16 protein-coding genes are annotated in these 18,677 nt (G+C 71.1%); 4 read left to right on the top strand and 12 right to left on the bottom strand.

All coding sequences use genetic code 11. The annotated features are described in order from the left end of the window. Positions 1 to 13: 13 nt before the first annotated feature. The 9 genes from JQN84_RS24300 to JQN84_RS24260 all read right to left on the bottom strand — a co-directional run bounded on the left by JQN84_RS24300 (position 14) and on the right by JQN84_RS24260 (position 9,590). Positions 14 to 763 carry an SDR family NAD(P)-dependent oxidoreductase gene (locus JQN84_RS24300; protein WP_204960872.1) on the bottom strand — a complete coding sequence of 250 codons (750 nt, stop codon included), beginning with the start codon at positions 761 to 763 and terminating at the stop codon, positions 14 to 16. An 87-nt stretch (positions 764 to 850) separates the two neighbouring features. Then, entirely contained in the window at positions 851 to 1,474 is a 624-nt protein-coding gene (wrbA, locus tag JQN84_RS24295; RefSeq protein ID WP_204960871.1) for an NAD(P)H:quinone oxidoreductase, read from the bottom strand. Between the two features lie 250 nt (positions 1,475 to 1,724). Further along, positions 1,725 to 2,195, bottom strand: coding sequence for a MarR family winged helix-turn-helix transcriptional regulator (locus JQN84_RS31655; RefSeq protein WP_204960870.1), 471 nt, complete (start codon positions 2,193 to 2,195; stop codon positions 1,725 to 1,727). Continuing rightward, positions 2,192 to 2,944, bottom strand: coding sequence for a trimeric intracellular cation channel family protein (locus JQN84_RS24285; RefSeq protein WP_204960869.1), 753 nt, complete (start codon positions 2,942 to 2,944; stop codon positions 2,192 to 2,194). The genes JQN84_RS31655 and JQN84_RS24285 overlap by 4 nt, the downstream gene beginning before the upstream one ends. Positions 2,945 to 3,016: 72 nt before the next feature. Continuing rightward, on the bottom strand, positions 3,017 to 3,724 hold the full coding sequence (locus JQN84_RS24280) for an alpha/beta fold hydrolase (protein WP_204960868.1): 708 nt from the start codon (positions 3,722 to 3,724) through the stop codon (positions 3,017 to 3,019). A 130-nt stretch (positions 3,725 to 3,854) separates the two neighbouring features. After that, positions 3,855 to 4,679 carry an AfsR/SARP family transcriptional regulator gene (locus tag JQN84_RS32380; RefSeq protein WP_204960867.1) on the bottom strand — a complete coding sequence of 275 codons (825 nt, stop codon included), beginning with the start codon at positions 4,677 to 4,679 and terminating at the stop codon, positions 3,855 to 3,857. 109 nt (positions 4,680 to 4,788) lie between these two features. Beyond that, positions 4,789 to 5,625 carry an alpha/beta fold hydrolase gene (locus tag JQN84_RS24270; protein ID WP_307821420.1) on the bottom strand — a complete coding sequence of 279 codons (837 nt, stop codon included), beginning with the start codon at positions 5,623 to 5,625 and terminating at the stop codon, positions 4,789 to 4,791. Positions 5,626 to 5,729: 104 nt separating this feature from the next. Continuing rightward, entirely contained in the window at positions 5,730 to 6,431 is a 702-nt protein-coding gene (locus JQN84_RS24265) for an alpha/beta fold hydrolase (RefSeq protein WP_204960866.1), read from the bottom strand. Between the two features lie 276 nt (positions 6,432 to 6,707). Further along, complete coding sequence (locus tag JQN84_RS24260) at positions 6,708 to 9,590, bottom strand: AfsR/SARP family transcriptional regulator (protein ID WP_204960865.1); 2,883 nt, start codon at positions 9,588 to 9,590, stop codon at positions 6,708 to 6,710. Between JQN84_RS24260 and JQN84_RS24255 the strand changes: the two genes are divergently transcribed. Continuing rightward, the gene (locus tag JQN84_RS24255) at positions 9,569 to 12,430 is read left to right on the top strand and encodes an AAA family ATPase (protein ID WP_307821419.1); all 2,862 of its coding nucleotides are present in this window, start codon (positions 9,569 to 9,571) and stop codon (positions 12,428 to 12,430) included. The genes JQN84_RS24260 and JQN84_RS24255 overlap by 22 nt on opposite strands. A gap of 89 nt (positions 12,431 to 12,519) precedes the next feature. Beyond that, positions 12,520 to 13,032 carry a sigma-70 family RNA polymerase sigma factor gene (locus JQN84_RS24250; RefSeq protein WP_204960863.1) on the top strand — a complete coding sequence of 171 codons (513 nt, stop codon included), beginning with the start codon at positions 12,520 to 12,522 and terminating at the stop codon, positions 13,030 to 13,032. Between the two features lie 20 nt (positions 13,033 to 13,052). On the opposite strand, the gene JQN84_RS24245 is transcribed toward JQN84_RS24250, so the two are convergent. Then, positions 13,053 to 14,099 carry an alpha/beta fold hydrolase gene (locus JQN84_RS24245; RefSeq protein WP_305070877.1) on the bottom strand — a complete coding sequence of 349 codons (1,047 nt, stop codon included), beginning with the start codon at positions 14,097 to 14,099 and terminating at the stop codon, positions 13,053 to 13,055. Between JQN84_RS24245 and JQN84_RS24240 the strand changes: the two genes are divergently transcribed. Continuing rightward, entirely contained in the window at positions 14,058 to 15,053 is a 996-nt protein-coding gene (locus JQN84_RS24240) for a helix-turn-helix transcriptional regulator (protein ID WP_204960862.1), read from the top strand. The two genes, JQN84_RS24245 and JQN84_RS24240, sit on opposite strands and share 42 nt — an antisense overlap. Positions 15,054 to 15,175: 122 nt before the next feature. Then, positions 15,176 to 16,573 (top strand): xylulokinase, encoded by a 1,398-nt coding sequence (gene xylB, locus JQN84_RS24235; RefSeq protein ID WP_204960861.1) that lies wholly within the window; start codon positions 15,176 to 15,178, stop codon positions 16,571 to 16,573. Positions 16,574 to 16,677: 104 nt separating this feature from the next. Here xylB and JQN84_RS24230 read toward each other — a convergent pair whose 3' ends face one another. Beyond that, positions 16,678 to 17,889, bottom strand: coding sequence for a pectate lyase (locus JQN84_RS24230; protein WP_204960860.1), 1,212 nt, complete (start codon positions 17,887 to 17,889; stop codon positions 16,678 to 16,680). A gap of 329 nt (positions 17,890 to 18,218) precedes the next feature. Then, positions 18,219 to 18,512: a hypothetical protein gene (locus JQN84_RS24225; protein ID WP_204960859.1), complete on the bottom strand. Its 294-nt coding sequence runs from the start codon at positions 18,510 to 18,512 to the stop codon at positions 18,219 to 18,221. Between the last annotated feature and the right edge of the window lie 165 nt (positions 18,513 to 18,677).

Here is an 18,677-nt window from a genome sequence, read left to right as displayed (position 1 = left end):
GGGTGGCGGTCCGCTACCGGGGCAGACCCTGGTAGTCGGCCGGTCCGGCGATCTGCCCACCGTCGCCGGCCACTTCGCTGCCCGTGACGAACGTCGAGTCGTCGCTGGCGAAGAACAGGACGATTCTCGCGATGTCGTCCGGCTCCCCGACCCGGCCGAGCGCGACGTTGGCCGTGTCGAAGACGACGCCGTCGGTCATCGGCGTGCGGATCTGACCGGGGTGGACGGCGTTCACCCGGATCCCGTGGACGCCCAACTCCAGCGCGGCGGTCCGGGTCAGGCCGCGTACGCCCCACTTGGAAACCACGTAACCGGACATTCTCGGCACACCCTGTAGGGCGCCGACGGAGCCGATGTTGACGATCGATCCGCCGCCGGCGCGCTTCATCGCCGGGACCACAGCCTGGATGCCGTTGAAGACGCCGATCAGGTTCACGTCCAGCGTGCGCTGCAACCGCGCGGCGTCCCACTGCTCCAGCGGAGCCGGATCGGCGATGCCCGCGTTGTTGACCAGGATGTCCAGCGAACCGAAGCGCGCCTCCGTCCGTACGACCAGGGCGGCCCACTGGTCCGCCGACCGGACGTCGAGTTCCTCGGCGACGGCCCGCTGCCCGAGTTCGACGGCGAGAGCCTGCGCCGCCGCGAGGTTCACATCGGCGACGACCACGTTCGCGCCCTCGGTCACGAACCGCCGCCCGGTGGCGGCGCCCATGCCCATCGCGCCGCCCGTGACCACCGCCGTCTTTCCTGCCAACCGTGCCATGGTGGCTCCTCTCTGCCGTACCGTGACGGCATTTTCTGTGGTTCCCGGCTGCTCGACGCTGGTCGGGCGCCGGCGGCGGCCGACCGGTCAGGCGGCACGCCCGGACTTCAGGGCCCGCGCGATCCGGACGACCCGTTCGGCCTGGTGGCGGGCGGAGTTGCGGGTGTCGTCGTCGATCGAGCCGAGGTCGGGGCCGAACGCGGCGTGGTGCGACGTGCCGTAGGGGTTGCCGTCGACGAACTTGACCGCGTCGGTGTATCCGGGCGGCACGATGATCCCGCCGAAGTGGTGGATGCTGTTGTACATGGCGAGCAGGGTCGACTCGTGCCCGCCGTGCCGGGTGCCGGTCGAGGTGAAGCCGCTGTAGACCTTGTCCGCCAGCCCACCGGCCTGCCACACCGGCGACAGGGTGTCGAAGAACTGCTTCAACTGGGCCGCGATGTTGCCGAAGCGGGTGGGTGAGCCGAAGATGACCGCGTCGGCCCAGGTGAGGTCGTCGGGGGTCGGGGTGGGCACGTCGGCAGTGGCCGCGTGGTGGGCGGCCCAGACGGGATTCGCCTCGATCGCGGCCTGCGGCGCGAGCTCGGCGACCTTGCGGACCCGCACCTGCGCCCCGGCGGCCTGCGCCGCGTCCGCCATCGTGTTGGCGATCTCGGTGCCGGTGCCGGTCGACGAGTAGTAGATCAGGGCGAGTGTGACGACGTCGGACATGGCTGTGGTCTTCTCCTCGGTTGCGGAACCTTGGTGGCCCCGGCGGGGTACGGGCGGCTTACTTCGACCGACCGTAGCCATTTTTAGGTGACACGTCATCATCATGTGTTTGGTGACACATCACCATCACGGCGCTGTAGTGGGTTCCGTCAGGGATAGATCCGGGACAAAACGCCATCTGAGCCGCAGCATGTCCGCAGGCATCACCGCCCAGGTGCGATGACTTGTCACCTAATTGACCTGCGGTTGATCAGTCCTCGAAGGCGTCGCTCGCGAGGTTGTCCAGCACGGTTTCGGAGACCACGGCGAGGGTGTCGAGCTGCCGGGGGCTGAGCAGGTCGAGAAAGATCTGACGCACGTACCGCAGATGCAGGGGCGTCGCCTTGTCGATCACCGCACGCCCCTCATCGGTCAAGGCGATGCGCGTGCCACGTCGATCCTCGACGCAGGTCTGACGTTCCAGCAGCCCCCGTCGAATCATGCGCGACGTCTGGTGGATCACCCGGGTCTTCTCCCACCGGAGCGCCTCCCGCAGCTCGAAGACCCGCATCGGACCGGCCGGGGACATGCGCAGGACGCTCAGCACGGCGAATTCCGCCACCGAGATATCCGCGTCACGGAGCAACTGGCGGTTCAGGTGACGCCGGACGTCCTCCTGCATCGTCAGGAACCCGAACCACGCACGGCGCTCGCGGTCACTCAACCGCCCAGACTCACTCACCCGTCCACGCTACCGCCGAAGGACGCACCCGACCGGTTGGCCGACCGTCCTGCGCGGTGACGGCGGTGCCGCTGCCTGCTGCCACCGACGCCGTCGGGACCGGTATTCGGGCGTCGGGGGCCTACCGCACGCTGTTCGGGGAAGGTCCAGCCGAAACGAACGGCGGACAGCCGTACGGACATCGTCACGACGACGCAGGCGAGCCCCGCGATCAGGATCGGCGTGCCGGATGCGGTCAGCAGGACGAGCGTCCCGGTGCCGGCCCCGGCGGCCACGGCGTAGAGGGTGCCGACCTGCAGGATGGAGATCGGCAGTCCCAGGATCACGTCGCGCAGGATCCCGCCGCCGATGGCGCCGATGACCCCCACGACCAGCGCCCCGGCTCCGCCGACACCGACCGACAACGCCTTCGAGGCCGCGATCGCGCCGAACACGCCCATCACCACCGCGTCTAACCCGGTAATCAGCCAAGCCACCCGGACGATCACCGGTTGCAGCAGCATGCCCAGGACCGCCGAGGCGCCGGCCACCGGCAGGTACCAGTTCCTCCAGACCACGACGGGCGGCTGATTGAGCACCATGTCGCGAAGCAGGCTCCCCCCGAGCGACACGGCGAGTCCGATGACGACGACGCCCAACACGTCGATGCGACGCCGCCGCTCTCCCGCCGCGAACAGCGCGCCCTGAAGACCGCCCAGCCCTGCGGCGAGCAGTTCGATCCAGAGCGCCACCTGGAACAGGGTGGACATGTGGTCATCCTCCGCAGGGCTCGGGGCCGGCTCACCGGGGTGAGCCGGCCCCGGATCAGTGGTGCTCGGGGGTCAACGAACGCCGGCGGCGGCGCTGCGCGCGGCGCTGACGATCACGTCGGAAACGACACCGGGCTGGGTCGCGAACAGTGCGTGACTGGCCGACACGTTGGTGACCTCCGCGTTGATCCGCTTGGCCATGTGCTGCAGCATCGCCTGGTCGAACGCCTTGTCCTCGGTGGCGATGACGGCCCAGCTCGGCTTGTCACGCCAGGCGGCGTTCGTCACCACCGCCGAGAACACCGCCATGTTGACGGGCACCTGCGAGTCACGCAGGAACGCGGCGTCGGCGTCACTGGCGTCCGCCGCGAACCCGGCCCTGAACGTGTCCGGATTGAGGTAGCCGTATCCCTGCACGACGTCGATCACGAATTCCGGAGTCGGGGCGAAACCCTCGTACTGCTGGGCGGAGGTCTCGCCGGCGTCGGGCACCAGTGCCGACACGTAGACCAGCCCGGCGACGTTCGGGTGCACTCCCGCCTCGGTGATGACCGTGCCGCCCCAGGAGTGACCGACGAGAATCGTCGGACCGTCCTGTCGGTCGAGCACCCGCACGGTCGCCGCGACATCGTCCTCCAGCGAGGTGAGCGGGTTCTGGACGATGGTGACCCGGAATCCCCGGGATGTCAGGTTGTCGTACACGCCGCGCCAGCCCGAACCATCGGCGAACGCGCCGTGCACGAGTACGACGTTGCGGATCTCTCGATCGGTGGTGCTCATGGCATTCTTCCCTTCGTTGCCGCGCCGGTCGTTCCCGGGCGGAGTCTCGGTGCCCCGACGGCCACCGTCGGTGCTGTGCGCGGTGCATGCAGGCCCGGGTGCGCCGCCTTCCTGGCCTCGTCGTCCTCGTTCAGGTGAACCAACCCCCGCTTCCCGTGGCCACGGATCCAGCCGTGTCCCGCCGCAGCACCTGCTGGTAGGCCTCACGGAACTCCCCGCCCGGATCCACCCCCAGTTCGTCGGCGAGCCGGTGCCGGACGGTGTGGAACAGCGCGATCGCCTCGGCCTGCTGGCCACCGGCGGACAACGCGAGCAGCAGTTGGGATTGCAGTGCCTCGTCCCATGGGCGGTGCTCCGCCACGCGCCGCAGCACGGGCAGGACGGATCGGGCCCGGTCCAGGCGCAACGCCAATCTGGTGGCCTCGCGGGCCAGGTCGGCGCACTCGTGGTCCACGGCGTCGAACGCCAGGTGGTCGTTCGCACCGAGCTGCGCGGCCCCACCACACGGGCCACGCCACAGCCCGAGGGCCTCCTCGTAGGCCGACGCGGCCTCCACGAACCGGCCGGCGCCCTCGGCCGACCGGGCCCGTCCGGCCAGCGCGCGTAGTCTCAACAGGTCCAGGTCGTCGGGGTCGACCTGCATCCGGTACCCGCCGGCGTCGCCCCGCAGCCACCGTCCGGCGGATCTCGCCGCAAGGCCGGGCTCGAACAGACGTCGTAGCGCACCCACGTACCGGTGCACGACGTTCACGGCGCTCTGCGGTGGCTGCCGGCCCCACATGACCTCGAGGATCTCGCCGACCCCGACGGGCTGTCCGGCGTTGACCAGCAGCAGACCGAGGATCAGCCGTTGCTGGCGGGGCCCGAGATCCACCGGTACGCCCCAACGCCAGACCCGTACGGGCCCGAGCACACCGAACCACAGCGGCGTCTCGTCGTCATGGTTGACGGACACGATCCCCACCCTCCTGCGTCCACCGGGAACTGTCGTGAGTCTGTTGATGCCGCCCCGGCCTGAACGGCGGCCGGGGAAGCCGGCATGCCGGGGCGGCTGACGGGGACGGTCAGCGGGTGGTGGCGCGGGCGGCCTCGTCGATGAGATCTGCCACCGCCTCCGGCTCGGAGACCGTCACGGCGTGCGAGGCGTCGATCTCGACGGTGCGGGACTTGGCCCGCCCGGCCATGAACCGCATCGACTCGGCCGGGATCGCCAGGTCCTGCCGGGTCACCAGGAACCACGAGCGGATCGACCTCCACGCCGTCCTCGTGGCCGGCTCGTCGAGCGCCGCGCTCGTGATCGGCCGCTGTGTGACCGCCATCAGATCGGTCACCTGCCGCGGCACGTCAGCGGCGAACACCCGACGGAACTGGTCCTGCTCGATGTAGAGGTCAGTGCCCGCCCCGGCGCCCGCAATGGTCACCGGCACGCTCACCAGCGCCGGACCCAGCTGCCCGCCCGGGTACTTCGCGGCCAGCCCCGAGGTGCTCTCCCCACGGTCCGGGGCGAAGCTGGCGATGTAGACCAGCGCCCTGACATCCCGGTCCCCGTCGGCGGCCTCGCTGATCACCGAACCGCCGTAGGAGTGACCGGCCAGCACGACCGGCCCCTGGACGCTGTCCAGCACGCTGCGCAGGTACTCGGCGTCTGAGTGCAGCCCCCGCAACGGGTTCGCCGCGGCGACCACCGGATAGCCGTCCCGCTTGAGGTCCCTGACCACGGCGTTCCAGCTCGACGAGTCGGCGAACGCGCCGTGCACCAGCACCACCGTGGGCTTGACCCACGGACGGTGTCCCGGCACCGCGTGCGCGGATCCGGCGACGAGCGCGGCGGTCAGGACACCCGCGACGGCGGCTGCCCCGCCGAGCAGCGGCCTCGACATCCGGGGGAAGGGGAGGTTCATGGGATCGTCCTTTCGATTTCGCAACGGACCGACCGCACCGGGTCGTCCGTCGGGGGGCAGTTCGGGTGGCGACGGGCGTCGTCGCTTCGCAGGCTGGCGCGGCGTCAGACCGCGGCCGCGGCGCGGAGGATGACGTCGGCAACCGCCTGCGGCTGCGACGCCGGCAGGGCGTGGGACGCGCCGGCCACCTCGACCGACTCGCGCGCGTTGGCACGCCCGGCCATGAAGCGGAACGTTCCCCGCGGGATGGTCAGGTCCTGCTCCGGAAAGACGAACCAGGACGGGACCGTCTTCCAGGCCGGCTCGCCGGACGCCTCGGCGAGGGCTCTGCTGTTCAACGGCCGCTGGGTCGCCACGGCGAGATCGGCCTGGTCGAAGGGCAGGTCCGCGGCGAAGAACTCGTGGTAGCAGTCCGGCCGGACGTAGAGGTCGGCGGTGCCGTCGGCCAGCGGCACCTCGTAGAGGTGGGGACTGAGGGTGGCACCGGGGAACCTGCCGGTCAGGTCCGGCACGGTCTCACCCCGGTCCGGAGCCAGGGCGGCGACGTAGACGAGGGCCTTGACGTTGTCGTTGCCGACGGCGGCACCGGAGACGACGGCACCGCCGTACGAGTGACCGACCAGCACGATCGGACCCGCTATCGTGCCGAGCAGGCTGGACACGGCGGCGGCGTCCGCGGTCGGACCGCGCAGCGGATTTCCGGCCGCGACGGTGCGGTGACCGGCGGCCTGAAGCCGGCGGATGACGCCGTTCCAGATGGCGGACTCCGCGAAGGCCCCATGGACCAGGACGACTGTGGGTTTCATGTGCGCGCTGCTTTCGATGTTCGAGGCGATCTGACGGCGGGCCGCCGGTGAACCCAGAGTCGCCTCCCGCACGGCGCACCGAATCAGTCATTCGCCTGCGGTCAGGCGCGGTCGGTCGCGCCGCTCGGAATAGAAGCTGGCCCTGAATATCCGAATCACCCTGGTTTCGGGGTCGGTACCGGCCATCGCCCCACGACTTCGGAGCACGGGGCGGTCGAGGCCGGCGGACGTCCCGGTTAGGTCATTCGACGGATGGGCCGGCAGCCGCCCGCCCCGCTACGCCCGCGCGTCGTCGGTGCGGTGGCCCAGCTTCGCCAGGCGACGCCGGATCCCGGCCTCCTGGTCCGGGTCCGCGTCGTCGGCCACGACGAGAGCCGCCAGCCAGGCCGTCCGCGCGGCGGACCGGTCGCCCATCGCATAGGCGGTGTCCCCGAGGCCCAGCTTCGCCCGGACCATCCGCACGCGATGGTTGATGGCGGTGGCCAGCTCGTCGGCCGCGGTCCAGTCCGCCAGCGACTCGGCGTACCGTCGCTCGCGGAGATACAGGTTGGCCCGCCGGAGATGGCACTCGCTGCGCCGGCCGTCGTGGTCGAGCTGCTCGCTCATGGCGAGAGCACGCCCGATGGTCTCGAAACTCGACGTACGCTCGCCCAGTTCGTACTGGGTGTCGGCGAGCCGGCAGAGCACATCCAGTTGCGTCATCTGCTCCCCGAGCGACTCCGCGATGCGCAGCGCCCGGTGATGGCAGGCGACAGAGCGGTCGTAATCGCCGACCGCGAAGCTCACCTCGCCGATGTTGCGCAGCGTCAGCGCTTCCCGGGACGCGTTGCCCAGCTCGGTGAAGATCACGAGGGCACGTTCGAGCAGGTCCAGCGCAGACGCGCTGTCGCCGAGGTAGAAACGGGCACCGGCCAGACTGCGCAGCATCTCCGCCGCTCCGGCCGAGTCGCCGGCGTCGACAGCGGCGTCCAGGCACTCGCCTACGACGGTCGCCCACTCCTGCCACCAGCCGGCCCGCTGGTAGTACCCCTGCACCGTGAGCTCCAGCTGCCAGGCGTCGTACACCCGGCCGCTGTCGTTCGCCTGACGCATGACGGCCTTGAGCACCTCGCGTTCGGCGGCGAACCAGTCGGCAGCCGCCCTGTCGGTGTCCGGGCTCTCGACGACCACCCCGTCGTGGATCGCGGGCGGATCCGCGTCGATCTCGGGGTTGATGTGACGATTGGCCGCGTAGGCCGCCTGCCGGTAGTACCCGAGCAACCGGTCCACGGCCGCGTCCCGCTCCGCGACGGTGTCGGTGTCGGTGTCGAGCAACAGCTCCCGCGCGTACGCGGCGATCAGGTCGTGGGAACCGTAGCGACCGGGCTGGCGTTCCGTGACCAGCCTGCTGCGCACCAGTTCGCCGAACACGCTGCGGGCGGTGCGCGCGGGCAGGCCGCCCAGGCTCGCCGCTGCCGGGAGCGTGACGTCCGGTCCCGGATGCAGTGCCAGCAGCCGGAAGAGGCGGGCCGCCGAAGCAGTGAGCCCACGGTAGGACCAGGAGAAGATGGCGCGCAGGTCGGTGTCCGGATCGTCGACGCCGAACCCGTCGAGGCTGCCCCGGGTGTCGTGCAGCTCACGGGCCACGGCCGGTAGCCCACAGCCGGGGCGGGCCAGGGTCCGGGCCGCCACCACGGCGAGGGCCAGCGGAAGGCCTCCACACAGGCTGACGATGTCGTCCAACGCCTGCCGGTCCGCCGCAGCACGTACGGGCCCGAGGCGTGCGACCAGCAGGTCACGTGCCTCGTCGTTCGGCAGAACGTCGAGCGTGAACATGTCAGCCCCGTGTGTGGCGGCGAGACCGGCCAGGCGGTACCGGCTCGTGACCAGGACAAGGCTTCCCGGGGCACCGGGGAGCAGCGGCCGGACCTGTTCGGCGTCGCGGGCGTTGTCCAGCACGATGAGCACCCGGCGCTCCGCCAGGAGACTGCGGTAGAGCCCGGACCGGGCCAGGTCGTTCGCCGGGATGTCCGGGCCACGAACGCCGAGCGCGTGCAGAAACGCCTGCAGCACGTCTCCCGGCGCCAACGCGGCGTCCGGGTCCAGTCCCCTGAGGTCCGCGTAGAGCTGGCCGTCGGGGAACTCGTCGGCCACCCGGTAGGCGAGGTGGGTCGCCAGGGTGGTCTTTCCGACACCGGGGATGCCCTCGATGACCACGATCCGCAGCGCACCGGCCGCGGCACGGCCGTGGATCAGCGCACCTGCCCGGCGCAGGCTCGCCTGCCGGCCGGCGAAGTGGGGTAGGTCGGGCGGGAGCTGGGCCGCAACGACGAAAGGGCTGCCCGCCGTCGGGCCCTCGTCGCGTAGCGGATCCGCCGGGGGCCCGGTGCTGCCCGCAGCGCCGCGTCGCAGCACCTGCCGGTATGCCTCCTGCAGCTCACGGCCCGGATCGATCCCGAGGTCACCGGAGAGCCGGCCGCGGAGTTCCTGGTACCGGGCCACCGCCTCGGCCTGTTGCCCGGTCGCGGACAATGCCAGCAACAGTCTGGCCTGCACGGCCTCGTCCAGCGGACGCTGCGTGGCGACACGCCGCAGCATGGGCAGCACCACACGTGCCGTTGCGGTGCGCAGTGCCAGATCGGTGGCCTCGCCCACCATGTCGGCGTACTCGTTGTCGACCGCCTCGAAATCGACGACCGGACGGCTGATCAGATCCGGTGCGCCGGCGCACGGCCCACGCGACAGCTCCAGCGCCCGGACGTAGCCCGCCAACGCCTCGGCGGGGTCGTCGGTCGTGCGCGCCCGTCGTACCAGGTCGCGGAGCCGCAGCAGGTCCAGCCCGGACGCGTCGACCAGCATGCGGTAGCCGGCCGGGTCGCCCACCAGCCAACGACCGGACGCGCGGGGTCGCAGGCCGGGTTCGAACAGTCGCCGGAGGCTGCCCAGGTGCAGGTGCACGATGTTCACGGCGCTGCGGGGTGGCCGCTCGTCCCACAACAGCGTCACGAAATCCGTGATGCCGACCGGGCGGCCGGCCCGCGCCAGGAGCAGCGCCAGGATCAGCCGCTGCTGGCGCGGGCCCGGGTCGAGTTCCACTCCGTCACGCCACACCTGCACCGGGCCCAGCACGGCGAAGCGTACCGGCGGACCCTCGGCCGGTGTGCCGGGTGCCGTCAGCATGGCGAACGGTCGACGATCACGGCTCCCAGCTTAGAGTCCGTCCGGCGGGGGCAGCTGAACCCGCGCGGTGCGAACGCGTAGTGCCAGTTGTGACGGCATCCCGCGAACTGTTGTTCGGACGCGACGTGGAACTGGCGCGTATCGGTCGTTTCCTGGAGTCCGTGCGGCACGACGGGAACGTGCGGATGGTCCGGGGCGAACCCGGTGTCGGCAAGTCGGCGCTGCTCGCCGCCGCGGCGGACATGGCCGAGGCCGCCGACTTTCGGGTGTTGCGCGGGTCCGGTTCCGAGTTCGAGGCGGACGTCAGTTACTCGTTGCTCAACCAACTGTTACTGCCGCTGTACGGCGAGATACAGCGGCTGCCGCCGGCGCTGCGCGACGCGCTCACCGTGGCGCTCGGCTTCGGCCCCGGCCCGGCACCCGCGGCACTGCTGGTCTGCAACGCCGCCCTGTCCCTGCTCACCACCGTGGCCAGGAAGGCGCCCGTGCTGCTGATCGTGGACGACGTACAGTGGGCCGACCGGTCCAGCGCGGTGGTGCTCGGCTTCATCGCCCGACGGGTTCCGAGATCACCCGTCGGGGTCATCGCCGCCCGGAGAACCGGCACCGAGAGCTTCCTCGACCACCGCGGCCTCACCGGGGTCACCGTCGAGCCCCTGAGCACCGAGGCGTCGGCCCGACTGGTGGATGTCCGCTTCCCCACCATGACGGCGCGCGCCCGGCAACGCCTGCTCGACCTCGCCCAGGGCAACCCCCTGGCCCTGGTCGAACTGCCGGCCACCCTGGCCGGTCCCACATATCCCGCGAACGTCTCGGACGTGGTGCCCCTCAGCGACCGGTTGCAGGCCAGCTTCGCCCACCGCATCGCCGGCCTGCCCGACGCCACCCGCCTGCTGCTGCTGCTCGCCACGTTCGAAGGCAGCGGCGACGTGCGCACCCTGCGCGGCATGACCGACCTCACCGCGCTGGCACCGGCCGAACGAGCCCAACTGGTACGGGTCGACGACACGACCGGTCGCCTCACCTTCCGGCACCCCCTCATCCAGTCGACGATCGTCGCGATGTCCACGCACGAGGAGCGCCGCCGGGCGCACCTGGGCATCGCCGAGGCCCTGCCGGGAGATCTGGAACGTCGGAGCTGGCATCTCGCCGCGGCCACCGCCGGGCCGGACGAGGCGGTCGCGGCGGAACTCGAACGCGCCTCCCACCGAGTCCTGCAACGGGGTGACGCCCTGGCCGCCATCGCTGCCCTGGTGCGCGCGGCGGACCTCAGCGGCACCCGGGAGGATGCCGCACGACGGCTCGCGGAGGCGGCGTACATCGGCGCGGAGGCCGGCGGCTCGGGGGACGCCACCACCCTGCTCGCCCGGTCCCGGGAGATGAGCGTCGACGCGGCCGGCACCCTGCACGCGGCCGGCGCTGCGGCCCTCTTGATGATCAATGGTGACGGTGACGTGCACACCGCCCACCGCCTTCTCGCCGGTGCGATCGAGACGGGCGCGCACGGCTGGCGCGCGGACGACCCCGCACTCGACGAGGCCATGCACACGCTGCTGTTGCTGTCCTGGTACGCCGGCAGTCCCGATCATTGGGCCACCTTCCACCGGCTCCTGGGCATGCTCCGGCCGGGCCCCGGCGACCTCCTGTCGGTGATGAGCAGGACCTTCCCCGATCCGGTACGCACCGGCGCCGCGGCGCTGACCGACCTCCAGGCGCTGATCACCACGTTGCCCGAGGAGGCGGACCTGACCCGGGTCATGCGGATCGGCACCGCCTCGATCTATCTCGACCGGCTGGGCGAGAACCGCGAGTACTCGTGGCGGCTCGTGCGACAGGGGCGGGAGGGAGGGGCGCCACGGCGGCAGTTGTCCGCGATGATGCATCTCTGCCTGGACGGCTTCCTCACCGGCCGGTGGGACGAGTCCGAAGCCCTGGCCGTCGAAGCGCAGCAGGTCTGCGGCGACAGCGGCCTCACCTTCCTGCGGTGGTACTTCCTCTACACCCGGGCGATCGTCGCGGCCGGCCGCGGCCGGTCCGACGAAGCGTACGAGTTGGCCGACGAGATCACCCACTGGGCGCTGCCGCGCGGGGTCGCCGGAGCCGCAGCCATCGCCCACCACCCGCGTGCGCTGGCCGCCGCCGCGACGGGCGATTTCGAGTCGGCCTTCCGGCACGCTGCCGCGTCCAGTCCCGCCGGCGTCCTCGCCGCGAACGTACCGAACTGCACGTGGGTGATGTTCGACCTGGTCGAAGCCGCGTTGCGCACCGGACGTGCGGCCGAGGCCCGGGCGCACGCCGACGCCATGCGGGAGGCGGACGTGGCCGCCCTGTCCTCCCGCATGAGGCTGCTTCAGTACGGCGTCGACGCGCTCGTGCTCGACAGCGACGACGCCGGTACACGGCTCGAACAGACCCTGGACGACCCAGCCTCCGAGCGCTGGCTGTTCGAGGCGTCGCGGATCCGGCTCGCCTTCGCCGAGAAGCTGCGCCGCCGACGGAACCTCTCGGCCGCCCGCACCCATCTGCTCGCCGCACGCAGCGGCTTCGCCGCGATGGGTGCCGACCCGTGGCTGGTCCGCGCCACCGCGGAGCTGCGGGCCACCGGCTACCAGCCCGTCGTCGCCGAGCAACCGGCTGCGGGCCTCACCGGCCAGGAGCTCGAAATCGCCGGCCTGGCCGCCAGCGGCCTGACCAACAAACAGATCGCCGAACGACTCTACATTTCGCACCGCACGGTCGGCGCACACCTTTACCGAATTTTCCCGAAGCTGGGCGTCTCGGCACGGGCTGGGCTGCGTGACGCCCTTTCGGCCCAATCGGCAGAGCTCCCGAACGACTGATTGAGCGCTAATTAACTGGCAATAGAGTAGGAATTTACCGGCGGCCCCCTACGCTCTCGGCACCGCGCTGGACAACGAGGGGAAATACGATGCCGACAACCACCGCCGTCGACGCCCACATGCGGGAACTCCACCGCGACAACGGCGGCGCCCTGTTGCACTACCTCCGGCGGCTGACGCCACCGGGCTCTCCCTGCACCGCCGAGGATCTGCTACAGGAGACGATGCTGAGGGCCTGGCGCAGCCGGGAGCGGCTCCCCGCCTGCGGGGAGCCGCAGCGGCGCTGGCTGTTCACCGTCGCCCGACACCTCGCAGTCGACGCGTACCGCAAACGGCAACGGCGGCCCGTCGAGGTCGACCTCGCCGAGTTGGACCTGCCCCCCTCGGCCCACGCCACGGCGGACACGGCGATCGCCGCGCTCACCCTGCGACGCGCCATCGGCGAACTCGGCGATGCACACCGGTCGGTCCTGCTGCAGCTGTACGTCAGAGGACTCTCCGTCGACGAGGTGGCCACCCTGCTCGACATTCCTGCCGGCACCGTCAAATCGCGCGCCCACTACGCCGTACGGCATCTGCGCAACGCACTGACGGGCAGTTGAAGAACGCGAAGCGGCACCGCCTAAGGCGTGCTGCTGCGCTGGTCCAGCCACGTCAGAATCACCTCGGTCGTCTCCTGCGGCTTTTCCTGCTGGATCCAGTGACCGCAGTCCAGACTGACCACGTCCACGTTCGGCACGAAAGTCGTCAGCCTTTCCGCCCTCGCGACCGGGTCGCGATCGCCGTAAATCATGAGGGTGGGCTGTCGGATGACAGGGTCCACGTCCGCCAGCAACCGCCAGTTGCGGTCCAGGTTCCGGTACCAGTTGATTCCGCCCGTGAAGCCTGTCGACGCGAAGGCGGAGACGAAGACGGCCAGTTCGCTGTCACTCATCACGGGCTCCCCCGGTGGGGTTTCCATCCGGGCGAGGTTGATCAGCGCATTGCCCGGCTGCGGCGCTACGGGAGGCAGGTTCTTCCGGTACAGGTTCCGCAGGAACCGGAACGGGTTCTCCGCGAACACGGCGTCCGCGACGCCCGGCTGCCGGTTGAAGTGCACGAAGTAGAAGTCGCCCCCGAGCCCGGCCTCCATGGCCTCGATCCACGGCGTTTCTCCACGTTCCTGGTAGGGCACGCTCAGCGCCACCACGCCGTTGACCCGGTCCGGGTGCAGCAGGGCCAGACCCCAGACGACGAACGCGCCCCAGTCGTGGCCGACGAAGGTGGCATCCTCGTAGCCGTAGTGATCGAGCAGGGCGACGAGGTCACCCGACAGGTGCGTGATGTCGTAGGCCGTCACGTCGGCGGGACGGGACGAATTGCCGTAGCCCCGCTGGTTCGGGACGATGACGTGGTAGCCCGCCGCAGCGAGGGCCGGCACCTGGTAGCGCCAGGAGAAGGCGTGCTCCGGCCAGCCGTGACAAAGCACCACGGGGTTCCCCGCGTTCTGCCGGCCGGCTTCGAAGACTTCGAGTTCCACACCGTTGACGGCAACGCGGGTGGGCTCGGGAAATTCGATTGTCATGCCGGCATCCTGGCGACCGATACCGGTCACCTCCTGACCGGTTTCCGTGGCAGGGTTGTCCGGGTGCGAGCCGACCGGTTGGTGGCGATCCTCCTCCTGCTGCAACAGCGCGAACAGGTGACCGCGGCGGAGGTCGCCCGGGAGTTGGAGGTCTCCGAACGCACCGCCCGCCGTGACCTCGACGCCCTGGGTATGGCCGGCGTGCCGGTGTACTCCGTGCAGGGTCGGGGCGGCGGCTGGCGGCTCGTGGGTGGCGCCCGCACCGACCTGTCCGGGTTGACCGCGGGTGAGGCCCGCGCCCTGTTCCTGGTCGCCGGTCCGGCCTCGGCCGTCACGCCGACGGTGAAAGCGGCCCTACGCAAGCTCGTCCACGCCCTGCCGGAGCCGTTGCGGGCGCAGGCCGAAACGGCGTCGTCGTCGCTCGTCACGGACCCGCAACGATGGGGGTCGAGCCGGGTCGAACCCCGACCGCCGCACTTCCTCGACGAACTCCAGGATGCGGTGATCCGCGGCGTTCAGGTCCGGCTCGGCTACGTCGACCGCGACGGCACCGCCACCGGACGGACCGTCCACCCGCTGGGCGTCGTCGCCAAGGGCCCGTCGTGGTATCTCGTCGCCGGCACGGAGGCCGGCCGGCGGACCTTCCGGATCGACCGCGTGTCGTCCGTCGGCCCGACCGCCGATCCCGTTCACCGGCCCGGGGACTTCGACCTTGCCCGCAGTTGGCGCGAGATCGCCGACGAGGTCGAACGCAGGCGAACACCCGTCGAGGCGTACGCGAGGTGCGCGCCCCACGGGATCGGCGTGCTCCGGCTGGGGTTCGGCACCCGGCTCGACGTGGTAGGTGCCACGACCGACGGCCGCGTCGAGGTCGTGATCCGGGGCAACGACGAACGCAAACTCGCCGGTGAGCTTGCCGGGCTGGTCGACTACCTGGAGGTGACCGGCCCGGCGGGGGTGCTGGACCACCTGGCCGCGATCGGCACCGTGCTCGTCGAGCGGTACGGCCCGGAACGCCAGAACGACCATCGAGTTCGTCGGAACCCCCGACGACGCTGACGGCCTCCGGCTGCCCGCTCGGCACGACGACGGCAACAGCGACGTCGAATTATGTAAGGCCATTGAACTAATCACTCCGCTGGACGTAGAGTCGGGGCCCACCGAGCTACGGAGGCATCGCCATGGCTGGCGGGAGAACCCTCGTTGCCGGGGTCGATTCGTCGACCCAGTCGACCAAGGTCGTGGTCTGCGACGCCGGGACCGGCGAGGTGCTCCGCACGGGCCGCGCCCCGCACCCCGACGGCACCGAGGTCGATCCACGGTCGTGGTGGACCGCCTACCAGCAGGCCAGCGCCGGCCTGCTGGACGGCGTGGCCGCGATCGGCGTCGCCGGGCAGCAGCAGGGCATGGTCTGTCTCGACGAGGCCGGCGAGGTGGTGCGGCCCGCCATCCTCTGGAACGACACCCGCTCGGCGGGCGACGCCGTCGACCTGACCGCCGAGTTCGGCGGCCCGAAGGCGTGGGCCGACGCGGTCGGGCTGGTGCCGGTGGCCAGCTTCACCGTCACCAAGCTGCGCTGGTTCGCCCGCGCCGAGCCCGACCTCGCCGACCGCACCGGCACGGTGCTGCTGCCGCACGACTGGCTCACCCACCGGCTGCGCGCGGACGGCGGCGCGCCGACCACCGACCGGGGCGAGGCGTCCGGCACCGGCTACTGGTCACCGGCCGCCGGCGCGTACCGGGACGACCTGGTACGGCTGGCCTTCGGCCGGGACGTGGCACTCCCCCGGGTCGCCGGCCCGGCCGAGGTGGTCGGGGAGACCGCCGCCGGCGCGCTGCTCTCGGCGGGCACCGGCGACACGATGGGCGGGGCGCTCGGCGTCGGTCTGCGGCCGGGTGACGTGGTGGTCTCGCTGGGCACCTCGGGGTGTGTGTACGGGCTCGGTGACGTGCCGACCGCCGACGCCAGCGGCCTGGTGGCCGGGTACGCCGACGCGACCGGCCGGTTCCTGCCGCTGGTGTGCACGCTCAATGCGGCCCGGGTGCTCGTCGCCGTCGCCGACCTGCTCGGCCGGTCCCTGGCCGAGCTGGACGACCTGGCGCTCGCGGCGCACCCCGGCGCGGGCGGGTTGACGCTGCTGCCGTACCTGGACGGGGAACGCACCCCCAACCTGCCGGACGCGCGCGGTGTGCTCGCCGGCCTGACCCGGGCGAACGCGTCGGCGGCGAACCTGGCGCGGGCCGCGGTGGAGGGCATGCTCGGCGGCATCGCCGACGCCCTGCACGCGCTGCGCGCCCAGGAGGTGCCGATCGACCGGGTGTTGCTGATCGGCGGCGCGGCCCGGTCCCGCGCGGTGCGGGCGGTCGCGCCGGCGCTGTTCGGCGCACCGGTGAGCGTGCCGCGCCCGGCCGAGTACGTGGCGCTCGGCGCGGCGCGGCAGGCGGCCTGGGCGCTGTCCGGCGACGCCGAGCCGCCGCCGTGGCCGGTCGCGGCCGAGGAGATCACCGCTGCCGGCACCCCCGGGGTGTACGAGCGCTACGTCGACGTCCGCCAGCAGGCGCTACCGCTGCTGACCTGACGGTCGCAGGCGTGCAGGCCGGCACCCGTGCACCCACCACGCCCCGGGAGGGGCACCCGCCCGGGTGGCGGGTGCCCCTCTTCGCCGCAGCGCATCCGGGGTGACTACCGGAAGGTGACGTCACTCCTGTTGACCTTGCAGTTGGCGTCGTTCCAGCCCTCACCGAGGTAGCTGGGTTCGCTGCCCTTGGGCACACCCTTGTACTTGCCGCAGATGGTGGCCGAGCCGATCACCACCACGCGGGTGATGGTCGCGGTGTCGTTCCAGTTGCTGTTGATGCCGGCGAGCATGTCGATGTCGTCGACCAGGACGTTGTCGATGCGCACGTGGCGGGTGTACGAGGTGGTGCAGTTGCCGCAGCCGCGGTACAGCTTGCCGGACCCCTTCAGGTAGAAGCCGGAGATGTTGACCGTGCCGTTGCCGTTGTGCTGGAAGGTCTTGTCGCTGCCGCTGCGCGCGCCGCCACCGATGACGTACGAGGTGCCGCCGTTGGTCTGCTTGAAGGTGGCGGCGTCCTCACCGATGTCGTTCCACCACACGTTGCGCAGGGTGCAGGTGCCTTCGCAGTGCACGCCGTCGCCGGCGGGCGAGCCGAGGATGACGTTCTGCAGCGTGCCGCCGTTGGCGATCTTGAACATCGGGTCCTGCGACTCGCTCTGCCCACCGTCGCCGATGCAGCAGTAGGTCTTCATCCCGCCGTCGAAGGTGCCGGAGACGTTGACCGTGCCGGAGATGTTGACCGAGCCGGCCGACGACGGCCACGCGCCGGTCGGCGTGCCCGGGTTGCTGGTCGGGCTGGCCGTCGGACCGCTGGTGGGGCCAGAGGTCGGGCTGGCGGTCGGGTTCGACCCGCCGCTTGCGTACGTCTCGAACTCGGCGATCCGCGGGGTGCCGGACGCGCCGGTGATGACGAAGGAGATCTTCTTCAGTGACGTCGAGGAGAAGGTGACGGTGCCCGGGGCGCTGCTGCCACTGGCCAGGACGGCGCCCGTGTCGTAGTTCTTGAGCTGCCAGCCGCTGATCGATCCACCGCCCGATGCCTGCACGATGACGGCCGAGGACACGGTGGTGGCGCTGCCCCACTTGACCGAGACCGTGCCGGTCGAGCCGGCCGGCGACCAGTAGGTGCCGGCGTTGCCGTCGATCACGTTGCCGTAGCTGGTACCGCTGGCTTTGCTGGAGCCGTCGGCGCCGGCACCGAGGCTCAGGTTGGTGGCGGCCGAGGCGCTGGGGATCTGCAGCGCCAGGGCGACGACGGTGCCTGCGACCACGGCGGCACCGCCGGCCAGCCACCGCGAGGCGACTTTGCGTCTCATCTGGTTTCACCCTTTCGAGCGTGAGCGCTTGGGACGGGAAAGCGCTTTCCATCAACCATAGGGACTGGTCGATGGTGAGGCAAGGGTCACACTGTCCTCGTCAGTGCTGTCTTGCGGAAAGGGCTGTCCCCGCGTTGTCCGAGGGTGAGCACCGTTGGCAACGGCCTGCGGCCCTGTTCACAGGCGGGGTGCGGCTTCGTGGTCAACCCGTCCCGGGGCCGTCCCAGGTCGTGACCATCGAGCTCGTCATCGACTCCGCCGGGCGGCTCGACCCGCAACTGCGGGCATCCAACCGGCTGGTCCTGGACGATCCGCCCGATCGTGGCCGTTCAGCAGGTGGTGTTGCCCAGCGGGACCCAGCCGTCCAGCGACGGGTCCTCGGCGCCGTGGCCGTAGACCCAGTTGTCGTTGTCCTCGCCCCAGCCCGCGTGCGCGCGGAACCCTCGACCGGCGGTCAGGGTACGCAGGACGTAGCCGTGCGGTGCGGCCCGCAGCCAGGTGTTCTGCGTCAGGTTGCAGACGAAGCCGGGCGCGTCGCTGGCATGGGCCGGCGCGGCCACCACGGCCACGCCGGTGAGGCTGACAGCCGCGATCGTCAGTACGGACAGAAGTCGCCGTTTCACCGGGGTCCCTTCGGAGTAGTTAGCGCTCCGTCCATTGTGGCAAAGCCGCACCGGCCGGGATGGCAACGACGGTCCCCGCTTCGCTCTCGGCCTCGCGTCATCGAGTGAGGTTCGGGTTCATCGAAATCACGTTCGTTGCAGCGTAGCCTTACCGGCTCCCGGCCA

Origin of the sequence: Micromonospora humidisoli (assembly GCF_016900955.1) — a bacterium.
Lineage (GTDB): Bacteria > Actinomycetota > Actinomycetes > Mycobacteriales > Micromonosporaceae > Micromonospora > Micromonospora wenchangensis.
Note: the sequence above shows the minus strand (reverse complement) of the source record. Positions and strands in the feature narration are given on the sequence as shown.